This is a genomic window from Enterobacter cloacae complex sp. P27C, from assembly GCF_014895705.1.
Lineage (GTDB): Bacteria > Pseudomonadota > Gammaproteobacteria > Enterobacterales > Enterobacteriaceae > Enterobacter > Enterobacter bugandensis.
The window spans coordinates 304240-329405 of record NZ_JADBQB010000002.1 but is presented as its reverse complement, the minus strand read 5'-3'; the positions used below and the strand labels follow the sequence as shown (position 1 = coordinate 329405).

The following is a 25166-nucleotide window of genomic DNA, read 5'->3' as shown; positions in this document are numbered from 1 at the left end:
TTATCCCATTTACCGCATCTTTTCATCTTTATGTAATAACAAAAAATAACAGATGTCTCTTTATGTTGCGTAATTGTTAATAAAAAAGGCCGTCGATTCGGATGGCGACCCAGGGTAAAAGAGGCGAAAAAGTGCCCTCGCAAGGTGTCAAACCTTCATCTGAAAGTGCTTAAGGCGCATCAACGTCACGCCATCATCGCGCAGGAGAACATGCTATTCACTTTGCTTTCCGCTCCTGGAGAGTGAAGCGAAGCTGCTTGTTTTTACATCATTATCATCTTATTAACGCCTTCTGCATTCACTTAACGGATGGAGGAAAGTGCTGCCTTTGGTTCATTCTGTGACATTTCACATGGTTCCGAACCATAAATTAGGAATAGTTATAAAATCGAATACATTGTTAAAATTTAACCATTTCATAACATGTGTGGTAAGTAAATTCCTAAAGCGCTTTAGGAAATAAGAAGTTAGTGCGTAAGTTAAAACGTGCAGTCAGAGAGGTTATTAAGAAGGTGTAACAATTCCTGGCGATGGCTCAGCCCCAGCTTAAGCAGGATGCAGCTGAGACGATAGATAATGCGGCTATAGGGGCGATTCTGCAGAAGGGCAATCTGACGCAGCGTCTTACCGCGGGCAAGCTCCTGCAAAATGGGCCATTCATTGCGGGAAAACCAGTCTTTATCGGACCCCTGCGGCGGGCGGGCATCCATCAGGCTGTGTTGAAGCCCTGCCGCGTTCATCTGACGTTCCAGCACGTGAAAAGGCCCCGCCGCTTTGCAGAAGAGGCGGGTATCATAATTATCTGCCCGGACCAGTAGCCACGGCGTCAGGAAGGGGGGATACAGGCTATGCCTTCTTAACTGATCCAGTTGATCAATCAGCCCGGTGGAACGGCTTTCTACATCCACCACCAGACGCGCTGAAGGCCATTGTGCCTGAGCACCGAGCGCATCATCCAGTGAGATATAGTCGCAACAGCTGCTCAGGGGAAACTGCCCATTGAGAAAACCGGTGCGCAGAAAATGATCCTCCGTGACCAGAATGATAAACGGAGCGTCGGTTTTTCGGGGCTGGCTGATGGACTGGCTCAAAAACTCGAGCCGGTCGAAAAAGGGGGGAGCAAAAGGTGAGCGCGTAAATCCCAGTGCATCACTTCCTGTACGCCGCCGCCGGTAACGGCGCACTGTCATTCGCATGGTCTCCCTCCTGGAAATGGCTCTTTAATCCTCCGGCCATGTCCAGGACGGCCAGTAATATCCCTGGCCGAGATCTGCGCCTGCCTGCAGTGCCCAGGTGCGATCGCGTTCAGTCTCAATACCTTCGATGAGCACGCTCCCGGCCAGCTGAAAGCAACGTGAAACCAGCTGCCTCAGCGCGGGTGTGGCGCGTAAACGCCAGAATGCGCCCTTATCAATTTTGATGCCGTTCAACGGTAATCGACAAAATAAAAACGGCTGAATAACCGTTTCGTCGATGTCATCCAGCCATATACTGTGCCCCTGTTCCCGGAGTTTCGACAGGTTTTGAATGACGCGCTGCTTCTGTGCGGCAGAGAAAGCCAGAAAGACAGAGAGATCAACAATCTCGATATTCAGCGGCGTGTTTTTCAGATTGATGAGCCGCTGAAAGGACGCTGGCTCTGTCAGAACGGTTATCGGCAGATTAATAAAAAGATTTTTACCGTGCGGCGTCTTTTTTAGTGCAGCAAGCTGCGCTTCAAGCAGCGTCATTGACCAGCCTGCCGACTGATGGCGGAAAAAATCCTCGCTGTGCTGCGTTTCGGACAGAATGCTAAGCACCTCCACGCCAACCTGACGCTGAGAGGTGAGGGCGACGACAGGCTCCAGTTTGATGCCGACGATGTCCTGAGACATAAACTGTAACCGGGGGGGCGTATCGAACGGGTTGTGCGCTGTCACTCCATTGTCCTGTTGTCTGTCAGCCTCCAGGCGGCCGGGAAACCTCGCTCTAGTGTGACGAGCCGACGAGCAGGAAAACAGCAGGCGTTACTTAAATGCAACTAAGCCTTTTCGCAGCGCTAAATTTTACGGTGAAACAGCGAGAAATGTTGAGAAAATAGCCGTATTTACAATCGGCTAGCGGTAATTGCCCCCGAAAACGGAAAAGGCATTGACTCACCTGCCATTGACCGTATAATTCTTCGCGTTTCACCACCGCGAAGTTCACTCTTCTCAGTGCGCCCTTAGCTCAGTTGGATAGAGCAACGGCCTTCTAAGCCGTAGGTCGTAGGTTCGAATCCTACAGGGCGTGCCATTTAGAAACAGGCACTTACGCCAGTTTCAAACCATCCTGATTTTCTCCTTGTGTCGTATTTGCGTCATGGTTGCCAAAATGGCATCCATTTTCCGTGCGTGTTCACTTAAATGGTTCAGCGCAAGGTGAGCATCCCCTTTTATCACGCATTAACTTGAGCAGGATCCTGCAGAGATTTGCGCTTGCCAAAGCATAGATAATGCGTATAGTTCTCATTTGCATTGCAACCAATATATTCTAAGGCCCGTCCACGGGCTATTTTTGCGCGCACTTTCAAACGAGTTAACGATGAACAACACCAAAATGCATAAAACGCTGCTGGCGCTCGCCATTGGCGCGGTTACACATTCCGCCTGGGCGGCAGAGGATAAAAAAGAAGACACCATCGTTGTGCAGTCTGCACCTGCCGGCGACTTTAAACCCGGTGGCGACCAGCTGGTGCCGGCCTTCCTTGACGGACAGGTGGCGAACGGCGGGCGAATGGGGATGCTCGGCCAGCAGAACGCCATGGACGTGCCGTTCAACATCATCAGCTACACCTCAAAGCTGGTGGAAGATCAGCAGGCGAAAACCATTGCTGACGTGGTCGCCAACGACGCGGGCGTGCAGTTTGTTCAGGGTTACGGCAACAGCGCAGAAACCTTCCGCATTCGCGGCCTGAAGTTTGACGGCGACGACATGACCTTCGGTGGCCTCTCCGGCGTGCTGCCGCGTCAGGTGGTGGATGCCCAGATGGTTGACCGCATTGAGATCTTCAAAGGGGCCAACTCCCTGATGAACGGCGCGGCAAGCTCGGGCGTGGGCGGGATGATTAACCTTGAGCCTAAACACGCGGGCGACACCCCGCAGGCGAAAGTGGGCGTGGACTACACCTCGGATTCCCAGATTGGCACCACGCTGGATGCGGGGCGTCGCTTTGGCGATAACGACCAGTTCGGCGCGCGCGTGAACCTCGTGCATCGTGAAGGGGAAACCGGCGTACCGAACGATCGCCGCCGCACCACGCTGCTCTCCACCGGCCTGGACTACAAAGGCGACCGCTTCCGCACCTCGCTGGATCTGGGCTATCAGAAAAAAAACTTCCACGGCAGCCCGACCAGCGTCAACATCTCGGCGGTGGACTTCGTGCCTGAACCACCGAAGAACGATCGTAACTTCTCGCAGAAGTGGGCCTACAGCGATATCGAAAACGAGTTCGGGATGTGGCGCAGCGAGTACGACATCACCGACAGCTGGACGGCCTATACCGGCCTGGGCGCGCAGCACGCGCATGAAGAAGGGATCTACAGCGCACCGAAGCTGGTGGACAAGAGCGGCAAGGCGACGGCCAGCCGACTGGATACCAACCGCATCAGCGATTCCGTCAGCGGCATGGCGGGCATTCGCGGCAACTTCAACACCGGCTTCGTCTCGCACAAGGTCAACGTCGGGTATTCCGCAATGACCAAAAACGAAAAAATCGCGTGGAAAATGTCGGCGACGGCGGATAACCCGACCACCAACATCTACCACAACACCGGCGTGGATATGCCGGACAGCACCAACTTCAACGGCTCCGGCGGTAAATACAGCGATCCGCTGACCAGCGGGCGCACCCGCACCCAGGGCTGGCTGCTGAGCGATACCCTGGGCGTGCTTGATGACAAGCTGCTGTTCACCGCAGGCGCGCGCCATCAGAAAGTGGTCGTTCGCGGGTATAACAAAATTACCGGCGCAGAGAACGACGCGGACGGCTTCGACGGCAGCCGCTGGATGCCAACCTACGGCGTGGTTTACAAACCGTGGGAAGAAATTTCCCTCTACGCCAACCACACCGAAGCGCTGCAGCCGGGCAAAACCGCACCTAACACCGCCACCAACTACGGCCAGAGCACCGGCATCGTTCACTCTAAGCAGAACGAAGTGGGCGTGAAGGCGGACTTCGGGCGCGTGGGCGGCTCTCTGGCGCTGTTTGAGATTAAAATGCCCTCGGCGATCCTCGATGCTAACAATCACTACGGCCTGGACGCTGAACAGCGCAACCGTGGCGTGGAGCTGAACGTCTTCGGCGAGCCGATGCTCGGGATGCGTCTGAACGCCAGCGCCACCTGGCTGCAGGCGGAGCTAACCAAAACCAAAAACGGCGTGAACCAGGGCAACGATGCAATTGGTATTCCGAACTTCTACGCCGTGCTGGGCGCGGAGTACGACATCAAGCCGGTTGACGGCCTGACAGCGACCGCGCGCGTGAACCACTCCGGCACGCAGTATGCCGACCTCGCGAACAGCAAAAAGCTGGATAGCTACACCACGCTGGATCTGGGCATGCGCTATCGCTTCGCGGTGAACCACAACGCAAACCAGATGACCGTGCGCGCGGGCATCGACAACGTGACCAATGAGAACTACTGGGCCAGCGTGGACGATTCCGGTACCTACATCACTCAGGGCGAACCGCGTACCTTTAAGGTCTCGGTTGGCTACGAGTTCTAAGCGTTCCACCTCGTTATCCGGGGCACGGATGCCCCCATCCTTCCGTCATCGTGTTATAAAATTGTAATAAAAGCTTCTTACACTGGTCGCCAACTCTTTACCTCTTGGCCAATGACAGGAAGCCGCTATGGGCAGACCCCTCAAATCCGTTTTTAAAAAAGAACATCGCGACGACATCGCTAACCGCAGCGCAAACCCGGTATTCTCCGAGGTGGCAGATGTGTTCCTCTCCCGCCGCCGTTTTCTCCAGATGGGGGCCGTTGCGGGGGCCGCCGTATCATTCCCGTTTCTGATCAAACCTGAGATCGCCATTGCCGCGGTATCGAAACCTTCCGCGCTGGCAAAAGCGGTTTCCCTGGGCTTTACCAGCATCGACGTCTCCACCGAAGATACGGTCAGGGTGCCGGAAGGCTATATTGCCCGCCCGTTCTATCGTTGGGGTGACCCGACGGGGATCAAAAACAACATGCCGGCCTTTAAGCCGGACGCCAGCAACACCACGGACGAACAGGCTGTGCAGGCGGGTATGCACCACGACGGCATGGCGTGGTTTAGCCTGCCGCAGGGGGAGCAAAACCCGGAGCATGGCCTGCTGGCGATGAACCATGAATACATCGACAACGGGATGCTGTTTACCGACGGTACGGCGAACTGGAGCCTCGACAAGGCCCGCAAGGGGCAGAACGCGATGGGCGTCTCGGTGGTGGAAGTGAAAAAAGCGGGCAGCGACTGGCAGGTGGTACGCCCGTCTTCATATGCCCGCCGCATCACCGTCAATACGCCGATGCAGCTTACCGGCCCGGCGCGGCATCAGGACTTAATGAAAACCGCCGCCGACCCGCAGGGGGAGCGCGTGCTGGGCACCATGCAAAACTGCGCTAACGGCCACACGCCGTGGGGCACCTATCTCACCTGCGAGGAAAACTGGTCGGATATTTTTGTCAAAAAAGCCGATCTCAATCCGCTGGAAAAACGCTACGGCATCAGCGACAGCGATGAATCCTACCGCTGGAACGAGGTGGACGAGCGGTTCAGCGTCGATAAAACCCCTAACGAACCCAACCGTTTCGGCTGGGTCGTGGAGATCGATCCCTACAACCCCACCTCCACACCGCGCAAGCACACCGCCCTGGGCCGCTTCAAGCATGAGGGGGCAGCCGTCACGCTCGCCGCCGATAACCGCGTGGTGGTCTACATGGGGGACGATCAGAAGTTTGAGTACATCTATAAGTTTGTCTCGGACAAAAAATACGATCCCGCGAACCGTGAAGCCAATATGCAGCTGCTGACCTCCGGCACGCTGTACGTCGCCAGGTTCAACGAGGACGGGAGCGGAGACTGGCTGCCGCTGATCTTCGGGCAAAATGGCCTGGATAAGAGTAAAGGGTTTGAAAGCCAGGGCGATCTGCTGATTAAAACCCGCCTGGCGGCCGACGCGGTGGGGGCGACCAAAATGGATCGCCCCGAATGGATAGCCGTCGATCCGCACGCCAGCGGCAGCGTCTACTGTACGCTCACCAACAACAGCGATCGCGGGAAAGAGGGGAAAGCGCCGGTGGATGCCGCCAACCCGCGCGCCAACAACGTGTTTGGGCATATCATGCACTGGCACGAAGACGGCGCGGACCCTGCTGCCGCACGCTTTAAGTGGGATATTCTGGTCATGGCCGGACGCACCGACGGCGACGATCCGAAGGCCAAAGGCTCCATGCAGGGCGCGGCATTCGGCAGTCCGGACGGACTCTCTTTCGATCATCAGGGCGTCCTGTGGATCCAGACCGACGTCTCCTCCAGCACCATCAATAAGAAAGCGTACGAGGGAATGGGCAATAACCAGATGGTGGCGACCATTCCGGGCACCAACGAGTATCGCCGTTTCCTGACCGGGCCGCGCGGGTGTGAGATCACCGGCATTGCGTTTACGCCGGACAACCGCACGCTGTTTATAAACATTCAGCACCCAGGGGAGGGCGGGGATGATATTACCGACCCGGCCAATCCTCGCGCCGTCTCTAACTGGCCGGACGCCAGTCCGAACGGACGCCCGCGATCGTCCACGGTGGTGATCGTGAAAGCGGACGGCGGAATTATCGGGTCGTGACGTTTATCCGCCGGGCGCACTCGCTGGCCCGGCGTTAAGCTTGCTACCACCAGCATGAAGTGTTAAAACGTGCCCCTTCTAAAAAAGAGACAGGGGTAGGGCGTGAAAGACGCGTCATCCGCTTCAGGCCATGGTCGCGCTGAAGCCTCGTCGGATCAGAATCCGACGCTGCAACGTGGTTTGCAAAATCGACATATTCAGTTAATTGCCCTCGGCGGCGCAATCGGTACCGGGCTGTTTCTCGGCATCGGCCCCGCCATTCAGATGGCCGGCCCGGCGGTTCTGCTGGGTTACGCTATCGCCGGGATTATCGCCTTCCTGATCATGCGCCAGCTCGGCGAGATGGTCGTTGAAGAGCCGGTGTCAGGCTCCTTCGCGCACTTTGCCTATAAATACTGGGGCCCGTTCGCAGGCTTCCTCTCCGGCTGGAACTACTGGGTGATGTTCGTGCTGGTGGGGATGGCGGAGCTGACCGCTGCAGGCATCTACATGCAGTACTGGCTGCCGGACGTGCCCACGTGGATCTGGGCGGCGGCCTTCTTCATCATTATTAACGCCGTTAACCTCGTCAACGTGCGTCTGTATGGTGAAACCGAGTTCTGGTTTGCGCTGATTAAGGTGCTGGCAATTATCGGCATGATCGGCTTTGGCCTGTGGCTGCTGTTCTCCGGCCACGGCGGCGAGCGTGCCACTATGGACAACCTTTGGCAGCACGGCGGCTTCCTGGCGACCGGCTGGAAAGGGCTCATCCTCTCGCTGGCGGTGATTATGTTCTCCTTCGGCGGTCTGGAGCTGATTGGCATTACCGCGGCCGAAGCGCGCGATCCGCACAAAAGCATTCCGAAAGCGGTCAACCAGGTGGTGTACCGTATTCTGCTGTTCTATATCGGCTCGCTGGTGGTGCTGCTGGCGCTTTACCCGTGGGTGGAAGTGAAATCCGACAGCAGTCCGTTCGTAATGATTTTCCACGATCTGAACAGCAACGTGGTGGCTTCGGCACTGAACTTCGTCATTCTGGTGGCCTCTTTGTCGGTGTACAATAGCGGGGTCTACTCCAACAGCCGTATGCTGTTTGGCCTCTCCGTACAGGGCAACGCGCCGAAGTTCCTCACCCGCGTCAGCCGCCGCGGCGTGCCGGTGAATTCGCTGTTCCTTTCCGGCGCGATTACGTCTCTGGTAGTGCTAATTAACTACCTGCTGCCGAAACAGGCCTTCGGCCTGCTGATGGCGCTGGTTGTCGCCACGCTGCTGCTGAACTGGATCATGATCTGCCTCGCGCACCTGCGTTTCCGCGCGGCGATGCGCCGTAAGGGACGCGAGACGCAGTTCAAAGCGCTGCTCTATCCGGCGGGGAACTACCTCTGTATCGCGTTCCTGGCGTTGATTCTGGTGCTGATGTGCACCATGGATGAGATGCGGCTTTCAGCAATGCTGCTGCCGGTATGGGTGGTGTTCCTGTTTATCGCGTTTAAGCTCTCACGCAAAAAGTAGCCCGTTTTTCTCCCTCTCCCTGTGGGAGAGGGCCGGGGTGAGGGCAACAGACCGCACCAAACCAGACCGCACCTGCCTTCACGCCCGGTGGCGCTGCGCTTACCGGGCCTACAAAACACTGCTTCATCTTTATCGTGACCCCCCTCCCAAATCTTCTACGATCCACAGGATCTTTATTTTGTAATCGATTACTTTTCATTTGAGTTGTTTTGTAATCGATTACTTTTTCCGGGTGAGGCTTATCATGGTGTCAACTGAAAGTAGTGAAAAGGCGATAACACAGCACCGGCTACTGGTGCCGCGGCTGTCGCTGATGATGTTTCTGCAATTTTTTATCTGGGGTAGCTGGTCGGTCACGCTTGGCCTGGTGATGACCCAGCACAACATGTCTCTGCTGATTGGCGATGCCTTCTCCGCCGGGCCCATCGCCTCGATTCTTTCGCCGTTCGTGCTCGGGATGCTGGTGGACCGCTTCTTCGCCTCGCAGAAGGTGATGGCGGTGATGCACCTCGCGGGCGCGGCGATCCTCTGGTTCGTGCCGGGGGCGCTGATTGCCGAGAACGGCGCGCTGCTGATTGGCCTGCTGTTTGGCTACACGCTCTGCTACATGCCGACGCTGGCGCTGACCAACAACATCGCGTTCCATAGCCTGGCGAACGTGGATAAAACCTTCCCGGTGGTGCGCGTGTTCGGCACCATCGGCTGGATCGTGGCGGGCATTTTCATCGGCGTCACCGGCGTGGCGTCCAGCGTTACCATCTTTAAGGTAGCGGCGGCCAGTTCCGTGCTGCTGGCGCTTTACAGCCTGACGCTGCCGCACACGCCTGCGCCCGCGAAAGGCCTGCCGGTGAAGGTGCGGGATCTCTTCTGCGCGGATGCCTTTGCGCTGCTCAAAACCCGCCACTTTTTCGTCTTCTCCGTCTGCGCGATGCTGATCTCCGTCCCGCTCGGCACCTATTACGCCTACACCGCCTCGTATCTGGCGGATGCAGGAATTGCCGACGTCAGCACCGCCATGTCTTTCGGGCAGATGTCCGAGATCTTCTTCATGCTGGTCATTCCGCTGCTGTTCCGCCGTCTGGGCGTGAAGGTCATGCTGCTGATCGGCATGCTGGCGTGGTTCGTGCGCTACGCCATGTTCGCGCTGGGCGTCAGCGAGGAGGGGCGCATTCTGCTGTATCTCGGCATTCTGCTCCACGGCGTCTGCTACGATTTCTTCTTTGTCGTCGGCTTTATCTACACCGACCGGGTGGCAGGCGAAAAGGTGAAAGGCCAGGCCCAGAGCATGATCGTGATGTTCACCTACGGCATCGGCATGCTCCTCGGCTCGCAGATTTCCGGCGCGCTCTATAACCGCCTGGTGGCAGGGCAGGCCGTGCCGCAGGCGTGGGTGACATTCTGGTGGATCCCGGCGGTAGCGGCCGCGGCGATCGCGCTGATTTTCCTTCTCACGTTTAAGTATGACGATGACAAGGCGTAACGTTCAGGAGGTGGTATGAGGACGATGAAAGGACCCGGCATTTTTCTGTCGCAGTTTATTGGCGCAGAAGCGCCGTTTAATTCGCTCGACGGGCTGGCTGAATGGGCGGCAGGTAAAGGTTATAAGGCGGTGCAGATCCCCTGCAACCATCCGCACATCTTTGACGTCGAGAAAGCCGCAGAGAGCCAGGCCTACTGCGACGACATCGCCGCTACGCTGGCCGCGCACGGGCTGGTTATCAGCGAACTGTCGACCCATCTGGAAGGGCAGCTCGTGGCGGTGAACCCCGTCTACAGCGACGCGTTTGACCACTTCGCGCCCGCGTCCGTGCGCGGTAACGATGCTGCCCGTCGGGCGTGGGCCACGGAGAAGCTGAAGCAGGCGGCGGTCGCCTCGGCAAGATTAGGTCTGAAAGCGCACGCCACCTTCTCCGGCTCGCTGGCGTGGCCGTTTTTCTATCCGTGGCCGCCGCATAACGAGCAGCGTTTTCAGGAAGCGTTCGAGGAGCTGGCAACCCGCTGGCGGCCAATACTGGATACCTTTGGCGAGCAGGGGGTGGACGTCTGCTTTGAGCTGCATCCCGGGGAAGATCTGCACGACGGCGTGACCTTCGAGCGTTTTCTGGCGCTGGTGGATAACCATCCGCGCTGCAACATCCTCTTTGATCCGAGCCATATGCTGCTCCAGCAGATGGACTATCTGGCCTTTATCGACATCTTCCATGCGCGCATCAAGGCGTTCCACGTGAAGGATGCCGAGTTTCGCCCCAGCGGGCGCAGCGGCGTGTACGGCGGCTACCAGCCGTGGATCAACCGCGCCGGTCGCTTCCGTTCGCCCGGTGACGGGCAGATCGACTTTAAGGGCATTTTCAGCAAGCTGACCCAGTACGACTACGACGGCTGGGCGGTGCTGGAGTGGGAGTGCTGCCTGAAGGATGGCGATACCGGCGCGCGCGAAGGCAGCGAATTTATCCGCCGCCATATCATTCCCGTTTCCGGACGGGCGTTTGATGATTTCGCCGCAGGGGGCAGTCATGATTAACGTCGGGATCGTCGGCAGCGGGTTTATTGGCCCGGCGCATATCGAGGCGCTCAGGCGCCTCGGGTTTGTTCAGGTGGTCGCGCTGTGCGACGGCTCGCTCGTTAAGGCGCAGGAAAAGGCGCGCCTGCTAAACGTACCGCACGCGTACGGCAGCGTTGAGGAGCTGCTCGCGCACCCTGATTTGCACGTGGTGCACAACTGCACGCCGAACCACCTGCATGCACAGATTAACCGCCAGATCCTGCGCGCGGGCAAGCACGTGTTTTCCGAAAAGCCGCTGTGCATGACGCCTGAGGAGGCGCGCGAGCTGGTGGCGCTGGCGGAGCAGGCGGGCGTGGTGCATGGCGTGAGCTTCGTCTATCGCCAGTTTGCGATGGTGCGTCAGGCGGCGAGCATGCTGCGCGCAAGCAGCCTCGGGCGGATTTTTGCCTCACACGGCAGCTACCTACAGGACTGGATGCTGCTGGAAACCGACTACAACTGGCGGGTGGATGCCGCGCTCGGCGGCGCATCGCGGGCGGTGGCGGATATCGGCTCCCACTGGTGCGACACGGTGCAGTTCGTCACCGGGCGGCGCATTACCGAGGTGATGGCTGATTTATCCATCGTCTGGCCGACGCGCAGGGCCAGCAAGGGCGGGAATCAAACCTTCTCCCATGACGAACAGGCGGAGTATGAAGACAAACCAGTCACGACCGAAGACTTCGGCTCGGTGCTGTTCCGCTTTGACGACGGCAGCAAGGGCTGCTTTAGCGTCTCGCAGGTGAGCGCCGGGCGTAAAAACCGCCTGACGTTTGAGATCAACGGCAGCGAGCGCTCGCTGGCGTGGGACCAGGAGGTGCCGCAGCAGCTGTGGATCGGCCATCGTGCGCAGGCCAACCAGACGCTCACCGACGATCCGGGCCTGATGAACCCTGACGTAGCCGACAGCGCCCACTTCCCTGGCGGGCATATTGAAGGCTGGCCGGATGCCTTCAAAAATATGATGGCGCAGTTCTACCGCGCCGTGCAGGCGGGCGCAATGCCGGAGACGCCGCAGTTTGCGACGTTTCACGATGGCGCAAACGTGATGTATATCATTGATGCCATTGTGAAAAGCCATCAGCAGCAGCGCTGGGTGCGCGTGGAATGCTGACGCATTGCCCGGTTCGCCGGGCAACAAATTTATGGTAGCCTGCACAAAACGCTAACCGCAGGATGTATCGTCGCTATGTCAATTCAGAAAATCGCTCAGCTGGCCGGGGTTTCCGTGGCGACGGTCTCCCGCGTGCTGAATAACAGCGACACCGTGAAGGCGAAAAACCGCGAGCGCGTTCTGCAGGCGATTCAGGAGAGCAACTACCAGCCAAACCTGCTCGCCCGTCAGCTGCGCACCTCCCGCAGCTATATGATCCTGGTGATGGTGTCCAACATCGCCAACCCGTTCTGCGCTGAAGTGGTGAAGGGCATCGAAGCCGAGGCGGAGAAAAACGGCTACCGCATTCTGCTGTGTAACTCCGGCTCGGACATCGAGCGCTCCCGCTCGGGCTTGAGCCTGCTCTCCGGCAAAATCGTCGACGGCATTATCACCATGGACGCCTTCTCGAAGCTGCCGGAACTTGCCGCGCTGATTGGTTCTGCACCGTGGGTGCAGTGCGCCGAATACGCCGATGCGGGCGCGGTCTCCTGCGTCGGCATCAATGATGTGGACGCTTCACAGCATGCCGTCAGCCAGCTGGCCGACGGCGGCCGCAAGCGTATCGCGATGATCAACCACGATCTCAGCTACAAATATGCCCGCCTGCGCGAACGCGGCTACAAGAGCGTGATCCACCTGCGGGATCTGGACTATCAGGCAGTGGAGTATGCCAGCGATCTCAGCTCGGGGGCGGGCATGGCGGCGATGCAAAACCTGTTAAAAGATAATCCACCGGATGCAGTATTTGCCGTTTCCGATACGCTGGCGGCGGGCGCGCTGTGCGCCATTCAGCAGGCAGGTCTGCGGGTGCCAGAGGATATTGCCGTGGTCGGCTTTGACGGTACGGAGCTGGCGGACATGATTTCACTTACCACCATCGAACAGCCGTCGCGGGATATCGGGCGCAAGGCGGTCAATCTTCTCTTAAACAAAATCGACAACCCGGATGCGCCCACGGAAAGGGTGATGATGGACTGGCGCTTTATTTCCCGCGCCAGCACCTGATTATCTGGCAATAACGCCTGCCAAGGAGCGAATATCGTTCCCGGTAGGCGACTGGTGAATACGCAGGCCAAACTCATCCACTACCGCGAAAATATGGTCGAAGATATCGGCCTGAATATCTTCGTATTCCGCCCAGATTACCGTATTGGTAAAGGCATATATTTCAATCGGCAGCCCGTTGGCATCCGGCGCCAGCTGGCGCACCATCAGCGTCATATCTTTACGAATACGCGGATGGTTACGCAGATATTCATTCAGGTAAGCGCGGAAGGTGCCGATATTGGTCATCTTGCGCAGGTTTAATACCGATTCCCCTTCGCCGTTCTGCTGATTCCACAGGCTAATTTCTTCATGGCGCGCGGCCAGATAAGGCTTCAGCAGTTTTGCCTGAATCAGCTTCTGCTGCTCCTGCTCGTCGAGAAAATGAATGCTGGTGGTATCGATATTCAGGCTGCGCTTGATGCGTCGCCCGCCGGAGGCGGACATCCCACTCCAGTTGATAAAGGCGTCGGAGACCAGTGCCCACGTCGGAATGGTGGTGATGGTGTTATCGAAGTTGCGTACTTTAACGGTCGTCAGGCCGATGTCCGTCACCGTACCATTAGCGCCGTACTTTGGCATCTCCAGCCAGTCGCCGAGCTTGAGCATGTCGTTGGCGGAAAGCTGAATACCCGCCACAAGGCCGAGTATCGGGTCTTTAAACACCAGCATCAGGACGGCGGCCATCGCACCCAGACCGCTGATCAGAATCGCCGGGGACTGGCCGATCAGCAGGGAGATAATCAATATCCCCACCAGGATAGCGCTCACCAGCTTGATGCCCTGGAAGATCCCCTTCAGCGGCAGCTGCGAGGCGGTCGCCATCTTTTGCGACAGATTAAATATCACGTCCAGCAGCGAGAAGAAGGAGAGCAGGGCATACACCATCACCCACAGCTTCGCGCAGGTGGTGAGTATTTCCGCCGCTTCGCTGCCTTTTTGCAGCCACAGTACCGCCTGAACGTTGACGATTATCCCCTGCAGGGTAAAGGCCAGACGGTGAAATAATTTATTCTGGGTAATAATTTGCAGCCATAAATGGCTACTGGCCTGCGCGCGTTTCTCGAATGCGCGCAGCACCAGTTTGTGCAAAATAAAATGAACAATGATGGCGGTGAGAAAAATAATACCAAAGATAATCACTAAAGAGGTGGTGTGATTAATTTCAATCCCTAACTCTTCAACCTGAGCAATTAATTCCTGCATAACGTCTCCTGTATTGTTGCAGCCCCATAATGGCGGCTGCGGATCTATTATGCAAATTCACAGGGTTATTTGGCGGCCTCACAGACCTTCACAACCGGCAGGCAGAGACGATGACGCATGCGCAGCGTCGCCAGCGCCAGGATAACCATCAGGCCGGTTTCCACCGCCAGGAAAAGGTCAATCGCCTGCGCGTAATCCCCGTGGTAATTCTGCAGCCCGTGCAGCAAAATCGCCCCGAAAATGGCCGGGCCCAGACCCAGCGCGGCCTGCTGCAGCGTGCTGAGAATGGCGCTTGCGGCCCCTGCGTCGTCAGGCTGGATGTCGCGCATCCCGATGCGGTAGAAGCTGTTTACAATCAGCGCCTGGCCGTAGCCGACCAGCCCGGTGGCAGGGGCCAGCGTCAGCGCGGTGTTGTTCACGCCCCAGAGCCGGAACGTCGCGATGAGCGCCAGCAGGCCGATTATCTGAATTGCCAGACCCGTCAGCAGAATCGTGCTGGTACTGTAGCGGGCAATCAACCGCGGCGCGAACCAGGCAGAGATAAAATAGGTCACGCCCAGGGCGATAAAGCTGTTCCCGGACTGCCACGGCGCCATCCCCAGACCGGTCTGCATGGTCAGCGCCATACAGAACATAAACCCGGACCAGACGCTGAAAAAGAGCAGCGCAATCACGATGCCAAAGCGAACGCTGCGAAGCTGAAGCAGGCGTGGCGGGATCAGCGGATGGGCATTCTCTCTCTCCTTTTTGCGTGCGTTCTGCGCCATCAGCCAGGCCAGCGGAATAATGGCAAGAAGCATAACCTTCAGCGACCACGGCCAGTGCCACTGCGGACCGAGCGCCATCGGGAACAGCAGGCAGCAAAGAATGAGGGCCAGCAGCACGGTGCCTGTCCAGTCGATGCGCGACGGCGTTTCACGACGGGTTTCTGGCACGTAGCGGCGGCTTAACGCCAGCACCACCAGACAAATCGGCACGTTGATAAAGAAGGCGTTACGCCAGCCCAGCCCGGCGATATCCGCCGACACCAGCCAGCCGCCGCCCATCTGCCCGACGATAAACGCAATCCCGCCAATGCCGCCAAACAGGCTAATGGCCTTCGCGTGGGCGCTACCTTTTAGCGTGACGTGCAGCGTGGCGAGGATCTGCGGCATGATGAGCGCTGCCCCCGCGCCCTGAACGATGCGTGCGGCCAGCAGTTGTTCAATATTTCCCGCCATCCCGCACAGCAGCGAGGCCAGCCCAAAAACTGCCACGCCCCACATAAACAGGCGACGGCGGCCAAGGTTATCCCCCAGCTTGCTGCCGAGCGCAAGGCAGACGGCAAAGGCCACGCCGTAGAGAGCGACAATGAGCTCCAGCTCGGTGGCGGTGGCGTGCAGCGAATGGGTGATGGCGTCCAGCGCCACGTTGGTGATTGAGGTATCAATCATCGGCAGCATCTGGCCGGTTAACAGCAATATCAGGCCTGCGCGACCCGGTGAAACAACTGACGTATTCATGGTAACTCCATTGCGTCATTCATCAGATGGTCGTAGCATCAACCATCTGATAAACGGGTACCAGTTCTTGCTTATACTGGTACTGGCACTACCATGCAGGGGGATTTATGGCCTTGATGTCTGAACCCGTCACCTCACTTCAGGATGACACCCGAAAACAGCTGGGGGCATTTTTACGCGCCCGGCGGGAAAGCCTCGATCCCCAGCGTCTCGGCCTGCCGCGCAGCGGTCGGCGGCGCACGCCTGGCCTGCGCCGGGAAGAGGTGGCGATGCTCGCTGACGTGGGCGTGACCTGGTACACCTGGCTTGAGCAGGGCAGGGACGTCAACCCCTCCAGCGCAGTGATGGCCGCCATCGCAAAAGCGCTGCAGTGCACCCCGACCGAGGCCCGGCATCTTTTCGTGCTCGCCGGCTTGCCGCCGGGAGAAGCCCCGCAGGCGGTCTGCTGCGAGGGCATCAGCGAAGGCACGCGCCGCCTGCTGGATACCCTGATGCCTAAACCCGCCAGCATTCAGAAGCCCAACTTCGACATCGTCGCGTGGAATGACAGCTTCGGGCATCTCATGGGCGTCGATTTCAACGCCATCCCGCCGGAAGACCGCAACTGTATTTACCTGTTCCTTACCCATCCGGCGTGGCGTGCGCGTCTCGGCAGACGCGACGACGTGCTGCCGATTTTCGTTTCCTATTTCCGCGCGGCGATGGCCGAGCACCGGGGCGACCCGCTCTGGGAAGCCAAACTGGCGCGTTTTTTTGCGGTTTCCGAGGAGTTCAAAACCCTGTGGCACCAGCGCAACGACGTGCGCGGCGTGGAGAACCAGCTCAAGCTGTTTACCCATCCAGAACTGGGAGATTTTACGCTGCAGCAGATGTACTGGTACTCCGCGCCGCGAAACGGATCGCGGCTACTGGTGTATCTCCCGGTGGATGAGGCGGGGGAAAGGGCGATGGAATGGCTGGCGGCGCAGGGGAAGTAAGTTTTTTGCGAGGCGCTTTCAGGTAATCAAAGCGGCTCCGGTTCTTCCTGTTAAAAATGGGTAAGGTGGGACACGAAAAGCTAAATTAGCCTTTAATGCAAATTGCCTTATATGCTAATATCATCAGGGATGAAATATCGTGTTCAGACTTATCGTTCATGAGGCGGTAAGGGAAGAGATTCTCTTACTACCTGCTGGGGTGAAGGCGAAGCTGATTCGCCAGCTTGATAAATTGCGTTTAAACCCGACGGCTCTTCGGGAACCTGACAGCAAACCATTGCCGCATGGCCTGTTTGAAATAAGGACCGTTGGGCTGATCCATACCCGAGGTATCTATGTTTACCAGCGGGAAAAGACGATTTTTCTTTTGCGCGTGTTTGTTAAGAAGACGCAAAAAACGCCCTCTGCTGAACTTCGTCTGGCACTGAAGCGACAACAGGAGATGTTGGATGAGCAAGAAGATTATTGACTGGGATGAACTCAGGGCTGAACTGTTAAGCGATTCAGAGGTTCAGGCTTCCTTTGATGCAGAAGAGCGCAAGGAGCGTTTGCGGGAGATGCTGGCGCAATGGCGCAATCATGCTGGCCTGACGCGCGCCCAGGTGGCGGAGCGGATGGGCGTCAGCGCACCAACGGTATCAAGAATGGAAGCGAATATTACCCGGGCGAGTCTCGATACATTAACGCGTTATGCGCTGGTGTGCGGGATCAAGCATCCGCAGATTACGCTCTATTGACGCTTAATCAACTTGCTGAATTTACGCGATTTCTATTGGAAGTTAAGTTGACTATACTTATGCGATGAGAAACAACTAATGTCGCCACTAATGATTGATTCCGCAGAGTTCAGCCAAAAACTTGGGCTTATCTCCCGAAACGTCGAACATACCGAAGCATTTCTGGCGCGGGGTACTGCGGATTTTCATCTGCCGGGGTTCTTGCTGCCTGTCGGATACCGGCTTTTAAAATCGCGTTATGGTGATGAATATCGTCTCGTGACTACCGATGACGGTAAGCCTTATACGGCGTATGCCGTGAAGCTTACATTTCATAAAGAAATTACCTTTCCCCACGGTGCCGCCACGCAGGTGATGGTATGGCGCACCCCGCGCGCCGTCCACCAGCGCGTAATAAGCGGATTACCGCAATTATTTTTCCAGTGGGTGCTCAGCGAATACGACATCGTAGTCTCCGACAGCGAGCAAACGGGGGACGGGCAACGGTTTTGGCTGCGCATGATCGACTGGGCGTTCACCATGAACTATCGCATTAGCGTGGCAGACGGTACAGTGGGAGAAGAATGGACGTTAACGCCCGTAAACTCTTACGCCGAGCTGGAAGAGCGCTGGATTGCCTTTGCCTGGGGAAGCGATCGCGATGTACATCCACACCGCAGGCTGGTTATCAGTAAAACGTAACGGGCCGCGTGCAGCGGCCCGTTTGAATCAGCACTCGGTCACAATCGTGCTCAGCGGCAGACGAGACTTCGGCAGCGTGGCGTTAAAATCTTCCACGCTGTGGTGCCCGACCGGGACCACCACCAGGCTGGTGAAGCCTTTCTCTTTCAGGCCAAACTCTTCATCCAGAATCGCCGCGTCAAAGCCTTCAATCGGCACCGCGTCCAGACCCATCGCGCCCACGCCCAGCAGGAAGTTACCGACGTTCAGGTAAACCTGTTTCGCCATCCACTGGTCGTCATCTTTCAGATCCACGCGGTGCATATCGGCGAAGTAGGTGCGGCCCTTATGGTTCGCGGCTTTAGCTTCCGGCGTGTTGAAACGGCCATCGGCCTCTTCCTGGTCGACAACGCGTTCCAGCCAGGCGTCGTCCATCGCGGTTTTCGCGCAGAACACCACCACGTGAGAGGCGTCCAGCATTTTGCGTTCGTTGAACACGTAAGTGCCCGCCGCGGATTTCGCCACGCGGGCTTTACCTTCCTCGGTGCTGGCCACAATAAAGTGCCACGGCTGGGAGTTGGTGCTGGATGGGCTGTACTGCAGCAGGGTTTTGATTTTCTCTGCTTCTTCAGCGGTCAGTTTTTTGGTTGGGTCGAACGCCTTGGTAGAGTGGCGTTTCAGGGCGACAGAAATGATATCCATAACTACTCCTGGTAATGAAATTCGCCCGTGCGCGGGCGCGAAAGGAGAGCAGATTACCGCGCGAAGCGGCAAAAGATAAGTGCGATTCGAGCGGTTATACTGTTCGGCACAGACGAACAATCAGGCAGGGCGTATCCATTTCTGGTCTTTTTTCGGCAGCTTATCGACGACCAGGTTCCACGAATCCGCGATCAGGTCGGCGACCAGTTCTGGCGTGATGTCCTCGGTGCCGTAGAGCGAAATCCAGTGTTTTTTATTGAGGTGGTAACCCGGCTCAACGCCACGGTAAATGTGCTGATTTAACAAGGATTTTTCCGGGTCGGATTTCAGGCTAACGTGGGGGCGTCCGTGCGCGGTGGCCATCAGCATAAAAATTTTCCCGCCCACCTTAAACACGTCGTACTCGGGGCCAAACGGCCAGCAGTGTTCGGTGAAAGGCATCTCCAGCGCGACGCGTTTTGCGTGCGCCTGCAGGGATTTACTGTCCATCGTTATCCTCCTGAGCCAGCCCGCGCCACATGGCTTCGAAACCCAGCGCTTTAAAATCGGTGGCGCGGGACGGATCGCGGGTGGCAAACTCCATGGTGGTTTCCGCCAGCGATAAGAAAAGCGCATCGCCAAACGTTTTGAATTCATCGGACATAAACACCGGGCGCACCGAACGGCGGCATAGCTCGTGAAGTTCCGGGAACATCTCTTTCACCGCCTGTTCCGTTTCAGCGCTTAGCTTTTCACTCACGCCAATCTGGCGGATCGCCGCATGCGCCACGGGGTTACGAATCCCCCAGTCCACGTAGCTGTTCCAGATATTGCGGGTATGCTCTTTAGGAAGCGTGAGGGTGCGATCGAGGTTCGCCAGCATGGTCTGGCAGAGATCCTGCTTGAGGTGCAGGTAAAGGGCATTCAGCAGATCGTCTTTAGTAGCAAAGTAGCGAAACAGCGTGCCTTCAGCGACGCCCGCATTACGGGCAATTAACGCCGTTGAGGCGGCAATACCTGACTGTGCAAATGCCACCGTCGCGGCTTCCAGTAAGGCCTGTTTTTTATCTTCACTCTTCGGACGTGCCACTAAATTTTTCCCCCTTTCAATTATAAAAACCCTGATTGAAACACGTGCTTTGACACGCTGCAACGCGGAATGTCAAAGATCGAAAACGTCTTGACGACTTTATCATCATATCTATAATGAGTGCTTACTCACTCATAATCAAGTTTCCCCGCGTAAACCATCGGATGGCGCGCGTTTTCGGGTCAGGATATGAAAAAGCCTCTCTTCATCTGCGTGGTGTTCCTCATGATTATTGCTTCAGCTGCGAGTTTACCGTTTGTTCTGAATGCCGGATTTGGCCAGTCGCCGCAGGGTGCGCAGCTCACCGAAGTGGAGGCTTCTCCGCACTATCGCGACGGGAAGTTCCACAACGCGCTCCCGACGCCTGGCTTTACCGGGCAGCAAAACATGCTGGTGGCGTGGTGGCAGTTCCTGACCCGTAAAACCGAAAACGCTCGTCCGGCGCAGCCGCTGCCGCTGGTGAAAACCGATCTGGCGAGCCTGCCTCTGGAGCAGGATACGCTGGTGTGGCTCGGCCACTCCTCGTGGTATATGCAGCTGGCGGGAAAACGCATTCTGATCGACCCGGTCCTTGGCAACTACGCCGCGCCGTTCTCGTTCCTCAATAAAGCGTTTGCGGGAGAGTATCCGTGGCGCGCGAAGAGCATGCCGGAAATCGACCTGCTGATTATCTCGCACGATCACTACGACCATCTGGACTACGCCACCATCCGGGCGCTGCTGCCGAAGGTGAAGCGCGTCGTCACGCCGCTCGGCGTGGGATCCCACCTGCGCTACTGGGGAATGAAGCCTGAGATTATCGACGAACGGGACTGGAACCAGTCGGTGCACATCAGCGATGCGCTGTCGGTTCATGTCCTGCCCGCGCGCCACTTCTCGGGGCGCGGCATTAAGCGTGACCAGACCCTGTGGGGCAGCTTCATGTTTGTCACGCCAGAGCAGAAGGTCTACTACAGCGGCGATTCCGGTTATGGCCCGCACTTTAAGGCCATCGGCGAGCAGTTTGGCGAAGTGGATTTAGCCATCATGGAAAACGGCCAGTACGACCAGGACTGGAAATACATCCACATGCTGCCGGATGAAACGGCGCAGGCCTCGGCGGACCTCAATGCGAAAGCGGTGGTGCCGGGGCATAACGGACGCTTCGTGCTGGCGAAACACACCTGGAACGATCCGCTGATCCAGCTGGCGCGGGCCAGCAAGGACAAAAACTATCGGCTGCTGACGCCGGAGCTGGGTGAGCCGGTCCGGGTGAGTGATAGCACGCAACAATTTCGTGAGTGGTGGGAATAATGTTGAACCAAGAAACAGAGGGGGAGAGCAGCATGACGATTTCCGCTCAGGTCATTGATACGATTGTCGAATGGATCGATGACAACCTACACCAGCCGCTACGCATCGAAGAGATCGCCCGCCACGCGGGTTACTCCAAGTGGCATTTACAGCGGCTGTTTATGCAGTACAAAGGCGAAAGCCTGGGGCGCTACATCCGCGAGCGCAAGCTGCTGCTGGCGGCGCGGGATCTGCGTGAATCTGACGAGCGCGTGTACGAAATCTGCCTGCGCTACGGCTTTGAATCGCAGCAGACCTTTACGCGCATCTTTACCCGCACCTTCCATCAGCCGCCCGGGGCTTACCGCAAAGAGAACCATAGTCGGGCGCATTGAAATTGACGAAACAAAGGCCGGGTAAGGCATCGCTGCTACCCGGCTTTTTTATTGGCCTACGACGCCAGTGAAAACCAGCGGCGCCAGACGAAACGCAGGATGAAGAATTCGATAGCGCCGAGCAGTAAAAACCACACGCAGAACAAAATGGTGTAGAGCTGGTTCAGATCGACCATATGAAAGGTTTGAACCAGCTTCTGCGCCAGCACCAGACCCAGCGACGGCGCGGGTAGCAGTAAGCAAGAGATCAGGGCCATCAATAAAATGCCCCCCGCAGTCAGCAGCGATTCCAACGGGTGTTTCATCGTAATGTTAATCGTCAGTTAAAAATGTCATTGTCCGGCATCCTTTAACGTAAAGCAATATCAACCCGTCGGCCCTTTTTTAATTAAATAATTCCTTCCCCCGAAGAATAATGCGCGGAAGGAGAATAATTTAATCCTGATGATTAAATTAATATCGCGCTATGTAAATAAATGTCTGCATCACGAAAATAATTTTACAAACATATAGGTGCTATATCCAATTAACGTCGCAATAACAATGGCTGCGACAATGTATAACGCCAGGCGCCGTCCGCGATAAATACCAAACATGGTTCCCCCTCGTTTAGGATTGGTTTAGAAATATTTTGTAAAAATCAGCTCGTCGAAATAATTTTAATCAATTTTGAATAACCCAGTGGTAAATATATTGCGGTAGATCAATTTTACCCGCAAGACTTTATAATCAATTTATTTAAGCCAGAAAGGAATTCAGGCTTCTGTTCACCGGATATTGAAGGAAAAATATGATGACCGAAAAAAAATACTCCCCAAACGTGCCGCCTTCCGGCGGGCTGGCATACCAGCAGACCGCAGAGCAGGTGCTTACCCACGTGCAGAGCCAGGCCAGCGGTCTGGATCGTGCAGAGGCGCAGGCGCGTCTGCAAAAAACAGGGCCGAACGCGCTGCCGGAGAAAAAAGGTAAACCCGCCTGGCTGCGTTTTTTGGCCCATTTTAACGATGTGCTGATTTACGTTCTGCTGGCCGCCGCGGTATTAACGGCGGTAATGGGTCACTGGGTCGATACGCTGGTAATTTTGGGCGTGGCGGTCATCAATGCGCTAATTGGCCATATTCAGGAAAGCAACGCGGAAAAATCGCTGAAGAGTATTCGCAATATGCTTTCCAGTGAGGCGCGCGTTATTCGTAACGGCAACCATGAAACTATACCGACGACGGAAATAGTTCCGGGCGATATTATTGTATTGCGCGCGGGGGATCGTATTCCGGCGGATATGCGTTTAATCGAGGCGCATAATTTACGCGTGGAGGAGGCGATTCTCACCGGTGAGTCCACCGTGGTGGATAAACACACGAATCCGCTGAGCGGCGAATTACCGCTGGGCGACCGCACCAATATGGTCTTCTCAGGAACGACCGTGAGCGCGGGCGGCGGAATCGGCGTGGTCATTGCCACCGGTAAGGATACGGAGCTCGGCCACATCAACCAGATGATGGCGGGCATCGAAAAGCACCGTACCCCGCTGCTGGTGCAGATGGACAAGCTGGGTAAAGCCATCTTCGTCATTATTCTGGCGATGATGGCCGCGCTGTTCGTCTTCAGCCTGATGTTCCGCGAGATCCCGATGGGCGAGCTGCTGCTCTCCCTGATTAGCCTGGCGGTCGCCTCCGTACCGGAAGGCCTGCCGGCGATTATCTCCATCATCCTCTCCCTGGGCGTGCAGGCGATGGCGCGCAAGCGGGCGATTATCCGCAAGCTGCCGACGGTTGAAACGCTGGGCGCGATGACCGTGGTCTGCTCGGATAAAACCGGGACCCTGACCATGAACGAGATGACGGTAAAAGCCATCATCACCGCCGACGTCTGCTACCGCGTGGACGGCAACAGCTACGAGCCGGTAGGCAATATCTACCTGGAAGGCAGCGATGAGCCGGTGCAGGTCCAGCCGGGCACCGTCCTGGAGCAGTACCTGCGCACCGTTGACCTGTGCAACGACAGCCAGCTGATTCAGGACGAGCGTGGCCTGTGGGGCATCACCGGCGGGCCAACCGAGGGCGCGCTGAAGGTGCTGGCGGCCAAGGCCCACCTCGAGCCGGTCGTGACCACGCTGGTTAACAAGATTCCGTTCGATTCTCAGTACAAGTACATGAGCACCCACTACCAGATTGGCGGTGAGGAGCAGATTTTGATTACCGGCGCGCCGGACGTCATTTTCGCCCTGTGCAACCAGCAGCAGACGCGTAACGGTGCGCAAGCGTTCAACCGTGCGTACTGGGAAACGGAGATGGAGCGCTATGCGCGTCAGGGGCTGCGCATGGTCGCCGCGGCGTTCAAGCCGGCGAACGGCGGGCAGGAGCTGACGCACGACGACCTGAGCCACGGCCTGATCTTCCTCGGCATCGCCGGAATGATGGATCCGCCGCGCCCGGAAGCGATTGATGCGATTAACGCCTGCCAGCAGGCGGGGATCCGCGTCAAGATGATCACCGGCGATCACCCGCAGACGGCGATGAGCATCGGCCAGATGCTGGGGATCAGCAACAGCGAGCAGGCGGTCACCGGCTATCAGCTGGAGAAAATGGACGACGCCGAGCTGGCGGAAGCGGCGGTGAAGTATGACATCTTCGCCCGTACCAGCCCGGAGCATAAGCTGCGCCTGGTGAAAGCGCTACAGGACAAAGGTGAAATCGTCGGCATGACCGGTGACGGCGTAAACGATGCCCCGGCGCTGCGCCAGGCGGACGTCGGCATCGCGATGGGCATTAAGGGCACGGAAGTCACCAAAGAGGCGGCGGACATGGTCCTGACGGACGATAACTTCGCCACCATCGCCAGCGCGGTGAAAGAGGGGCGTCGCGTTTACGACAACCTGAAGAAAACCATCCTGTTCATCATGCCGACCAACCTGGCGCAGGGGCTGCTGATCGTGATTGCGCTGCTGGCGGGGAACATCATTCCGCTAACGCCAGTGCTGATTCTGTGGATGAACATGGCGACCTCCGCCACGCTCTCCTTCGGCCTGGCCTTTGAGGCCGCCGAGCGCAACATCATGCGCCGCCCGCCGCGCCAGACCGGGCAGCACGTGATGGATGCCTACGCCGTATGGCGCGTGGCCTTCGTCGGCACCATGATTGCCATCGCCGCCTTTGCGCTTGAAGCCTGGCTGGCCCCGCGCGGGCACAGCGCGGAGTTCATCCGCACCGTGCTGCTGCAGATGCTGGTCTGCGCCCAGTGGGTGTACATGATTAACTGCCGCAACACCGAAGGGTTCTCCCTGAACCGCGGCCTGCTGGCGAACAAAGGGATCTGGCTGGTGACGGGCGTACTGTTCCTGCTCCAGGCGGCCATTATCTACCTGCCGTTTATGCAGATGCTGTTCGGCACCGAAGCGCTGCCGCTGCGCTACTGGTTCGTGACGCTGGCGGTGGCTGGGGTGATGTTCTTCGTCGTCGAAATCGAGAAGCGACTGACCCGCAGGTTCCGTAAGGCTGCATAACGAAAATCTTACCCCTCACCCTAACCCTCGCCCCTTTGGGGAGAGGGCCGGGGTGAGGGGAGAA

Annotated in this window: 22 protein-coding genes and 1 tRNA gene; 15 read left to right on the top strand and 8 right to left on the bottom strand. The window is 57.3% G+C overall.

Features of this window, described 5'->3' with window-relative positions:
* Positions 1-479: 479 nt before the first annotated feature.
* Both IM291_RS05015 and IM291_RS05010 read right to left on the bottom strand, forming a co-directional pair.
* Positions 480-1196 (bottom strand): response regulator transcription factor, encoded by a 717-nt coding sequence (locus tag IM291_RS05015; protein WP_028012233.1) that lies wholly within the window; start codon positions 1194-1196, stop codon positions 480-482.
* Positions 1197-1220: 24 nt separating this feature from the next.
* Positions 1221-1919, bottom strand: coding sequence for an EAL domain-containing protein (locus IM291_RS05010; protein ID WP_059357448.1), 699 nt, complete (start codon positions 1917-1919; stop codon positions 1221-1223).
* Positions 1920-2197: 278 nt separating this feature from the next.
* Between IM291_RS05010 and IM291_RS05005 the strand changes: the two genes are divergently transcribed.
* From IM291_RS05005 to IM291_RS04965, 8 genes are all read left to right on the top strand, one after another.
* Positions 2198-2274 (top strand) — tRNA-Arg (locus tag IM291_RS05005).
* 288 nt (positions 2275-2562) lie between these two features.
* The gene (locus tag IM291_RS04995; RefSeq protein WP_192986270.1) at positions 2563-4746 is read left to right on the top strand and encodes a TonB-dependent siderophore receptor; all 2184 of its coding nucleotides are present in this window, start codon (positions 2563-2565) and stop codon (positions 4744-4746) included.
* Between the two features lie 127 nt (positions 4747-4873).
* Positions 4874-6847, top strand: a complete 1974-nt coding sequence (locus IM291_RS04990; protein ID WP_192986268.1) for a PhoX family phosphatase — start codon at positions 4874-4876, stop codon at positions 6845-6847.
* A gap of 102 nt (positions 6848-6949) precedes the next feature.
* The gene (gene pheP, locus IM291_RS04985; RefSeq protein ID WP_063438281.1) at positions 6950-8338 is read left to right on the top strand and encodes a phenylalanine transporter; all 1389 of its coding nucleotides are present in this window, start codon (positions 6950-6952) and stop codon (positions 8336-8338) included.
* Between the two features lie 244 nt (positions 8339-8582).
* Positions 8583-9818: an MFS transporter gene (locus IM291_RS04980; RefSeq protein ID WP_136342948.1), complete on the top strand. Its 1236-nt coding sequence runs from the start codon at positions 8583-8585 to the stop codon at positions 9816-9818.
* 15 nt (positions 9819-9833) lie between these two features.
* A complete protein-coding gene (locus IM291_RS04975; protein WP_192986267.1) occupies positions 9834-10859 on the top strand; it encodes a sugar phosphate isomerase/epimerase in 1026 nt (341 codons plus the stop codon).
* The gene (locus IM291_RS04970; protein ID WP_047367644.1) at positions 10852-11994 is read left to right on the top strand and encodes a Gfo/Idh/MocA family protein; all 1143 of its coding nucleotides are present in this window, start codon (positions 10852-10854) and stop codon (positions 11992-11994) included. The genes IM291_RS04975 and IM291_RS04970 overlap by 8 nt, the downstream gene beginning before the upstream one ends.
* A gap of 75 nt (positions 11995-12069) precedes the next feature.
* On the top strand, positions 12070-13041 hold the full coding sequence (locus IM291_RS04965) for a LacI family DNA-binding transcriptional regulator (RefSeq protein ID WP_192986265.1): 972 nt from the start codon (positions 12070-12072) through the stop codon (positions 13039-13041).
* Here the strand turns inward: IM291_RS04965 and IM291_RS04960 are convergent, their stop codons facing one another.
* Together IM291_RS04960 and IM291_RS04955 are read right to left on the bottom strand one after the other, a co-directional pair.
* Complete coding sequence (locus IM291_RS04960) at positions 13042-14286, bottom strand: mechanosensitive ion channel family protein (RefSeq protein ID WP_041911005.1); 1245 nt, start codon at positions 14284-14286, stop codon at positions 13042-13044.
* A gap of 65 nt (positions 14287-14351) precedes the next feature.
* A complete protein-coding gene (locus tag IM291_RS04955) occupies positions 14352-15788 on the bottom strand; it encodes an MFS transporter (RefSeq protein ID WP_192986263.1) in 1437 nt (478 codons plus the stop codon).
* 107 nt (positions 15789-15895) lie between these two features.
* On the opposite strand from IM291_RS04955, the gene IM291_RS04950 reads away from it, so the two are divergent.
* The 4 genes from IM291_RS04950 (at position 15896) to IM291_RS04935 (ending at position 18183) form a co-directional block, all read left to right on the top strand.
* Complete coding sequence (locus IM291_RS04950) at positions 15896-16765, top strand: helix-turn-helix transcriptional regulator (RefSeq protein WP_047367648.1); 870 nt, start codon at positions 15896-15898, stop codon at positions 16763-16765.
* 139 nt (positions 16766-16904) lie between these two features.
* On the top strand, positions 16905-17234 hold the full coding sequence (locus IM291_RS04945) for a type II toxin-antitoxin system RelE/ParE family toxin (protein ID WP_028012246.1): 330 nt from the start codon (positions 16905-16907) through the stop codon (positions 17232-17234).
* A complete protein-coding gene (locus IM291_RS04940) occupies positions 17215-17502 on the top strand; it encodes a helix-turn-helix domain-containing protein (protein ID WP_028012247.1) in 288 nt (95 codons plus the stop codon). The genes IM291_RS04945 and IM291_RS04940 overlap by 20 nt, the downstream gene beginning before the upstream one ends.
* Before the next feature lie 78 nt (positions 17503-17580).
* Positions 17581-18183, top strand: coding sequence for a hypothetical protein (locus IM291_RS04935; RefSeq protein WP_045260722.1), 603 nt, complete (start codon positions 17581-17583; stop codon positions 18181-18183).
* A 27-nt stretch (positions 18184-18210) separates the two neighbouring features.
* Here IM291_RS04935 and nfsB read toward each other — a convergent pair whose 3' ends face one another.
* From nfsB to IM291_RS04920, 3 genes are all read right to left on the bottom strand, one after another.
* Positions 18211-18864: an oxygen-insensitive NAD(P)H nitroreductase gene (nfsB, locus tag IM291_RS04930; protein ID WP_047367650.1), complete on the bottom strand. Its 654-nt coding sequence runs from the start codon at positions 18862-18864 to the stop codon at positions 18211-18213.
* Positions 18865-18984: 120 nt separating this feature from the next.
* A complete protein-coding gene (locus tag IM291_RS04925; RefSeq protein WP_136486460.1) occupies positions 18985-19353 on the bottom strand; it encodes an MmcQ/YjbR family DNA-binding protein in 369 nt (122 codons plus the stop codon).
* Entirely contained in the window at positions 19343-19933 is a 591-nt protein-coding gene (locus IM291_RS04920) for a TetR/AcrR family transcriptional regulator (protein WP_028012251.1), read from the bottom strand. Before IM291_RS04920 ends, IM291_RS04925 begins: the two co-directional genes overlap by 11 nt.
* A gap of 189 nt (positions 19934-20122) precedes the next feature.
* Between IM291_RS04920 and IM291_RS04915 the strand changes: the two genes are divergently transcribed.
* Positions 20123-21226, top strand: a complete 1104-nt coding sequence (locus IM291_RS04915; protein ID WP_192986261.1) for a RomA family MBL fold metallo-hydrolase — start codon at positions 20123-20125, stop codon at positions 21224-21226.
* Between the two features lie 32 nt (positions 21227-21258).
* On the top strand, positions 21259-21600 hold the full coding sequence (locus IM291_RS04910) for a RamA family antibiotic efflux transcriptional regulator (RefSeq protein WP_028012253.1): 342 nt from the start codon (positions 21259-21261) through the stop codon (positions 21598-21600).
* A gap of 56 nt (positions 21601-21656) precedes the next feature.
* On the opposite strand, the gene IM291_RS04905 is transcribed toward IM291_RS04910, so the two are convergent.
* Positions 21657-21905 (bottom strand): DUF1158 domain-containing protein, encoded by a 249-nt coding sequence (locus IM291_RS04905; protein ID WP_041910998.1) that lies wholly within the window; start codon positions 21903-21905, stop codon positions 21657-21659.
* Between the two features lie 488 nt (positions 21906-22393).
* On the opposite strand from IM291_RS04905, the gene IM291_RS04900 reads away from it, so the two are divergent.
* Positions 22394-25102 (top strand): cation-transporting P-type ATPase, encoded by a 2709-nt coding sequence (locus IM291_RS04900; protein WP_192986381.1) that lies wholly within the window; start codon positions 22394-22396, stop codon positions 25100-25102.
* Positions 25103-25166 lie beyond the last annotated feature (64 nt).

Coding starts and splice junctions, on each gene's coding strand:
- IM291_RS05015 (WP_028012233.1), bottom strand. CDS start 1,196: ATGCGAATGACAGTGCGCCGTTACCGGCGGCGGCGTACAGGAAGTGAT.
- IM291_RS04995 (WP_192986270.1), top strand. CDS start 2,563: ATGAACAACACCAAAATGCATAAAACGCTGCTGGCGCTCGCCATTGGC.
- IM291_RS04990 (WP_192986268.1), top strand. CDS start 4,874: ATGGGCAGACCCCTCAAATCCGTTTTTAAAAAAGAACATCGCGACGAC.
- IM291_RS04980 (WP_136342948.1), top strand. CDS start 8,583: ATGGTGTCAACTGAAAGTAGTGAAAAGGCGATAACACAGCACCGGCTA.
- IM291_RS04975 (WP_192986267.1), top strand. CDS start 9,834: ATGAGGACGATGAAAGGACCCGGCATTTTTCTGTCGCAGTTTATTGGC.
- IM291_RS04970 (WP_047367644.1), top strand. CDS start 10,852: ATGATTAACGTCGGGATCGTCGGCAGCGGGTTTATTGGCCCGGCGCAT.
- IM291_RS04965 (WP_192986265.1), top strand. CDS start 12,070: ATGTCAATTCAGAAAATCGCTCAGCTGGCCGGGGTTTCCGTGGCGACG.
- IM291_RS04960 (WP_041911005.1), bottom strand. CDS start 14,286: ATGCAGGAATTAATTGCTCAGGTTGAAGAGTTAGGGATTGAAATTAAT.
- IM291_RS04955 (WP_192986263.1), bottom strand. CDS start 15,788: ATGAATACGTCAGTTGTTTCACCGGGTCGCGCAGGCCTGATATTGCTG.
- IM291_RS04950 (WP_047367648.1), top strand. CDS start 15,896: ATGGCCTTGATGTCTGAACCCGTCACCTCACTTCAGGATGACACCCGA.
- IM291_RS04940 (WP_028012247.1), top strand. CDS start 17,215: ATGAGCAAGAAGATTATTGACTGGGATGAACTCAGGGCTGAACTGTTA.
- IM291_RS04935 (WP_045260722.1), top strand. CDS start 17,581: ATGTCGCCACTAATGATTGATTCCGCAGAGTTCAGCCAAAAACTTGGG.
- nfsB (WP_047367650.1), bottom strand. CDS start 18,864: ATGGATATCATTTCTGTCGCCCTGAAACGCCACTCTACCAAGGCGTTC.
- IM291_RS04925 (WP_136486460.1), bottom strand. CDS start 19,353: ATGGACAGTAAATCCCTGCAGGCGCACGCAAAACGCGTCGCGCTGGAG.
- IM291_RS04915 (WP_192986261.1), top strand. CDS start 20,123: ATGAAAAAGCCTCTCTTCATCTGCGTGGTGTTCCTCATGATTATTGCT.
- IM291_RS04910 (WP_028012253.1), top strand. CDS start 21,259: ATGACGATTTCCGCTCAGGTCATTGATACGATTGTCGAATGGATCGAT.
- IM291_RS04905 (WP_041910998.1), bottom strand. CDS start 21,905: ATGAAACACCCGTTGGAATCGCTGCTGACTGCGGGGGGCATTTTATTG.
- IM291_RS04900 (WP_192986381.1), top strand. CDS start 22,394: ATGACCGAAAAAAAATACTCCCCAAACGTGCCGCCTTCCGGCGGGCTG.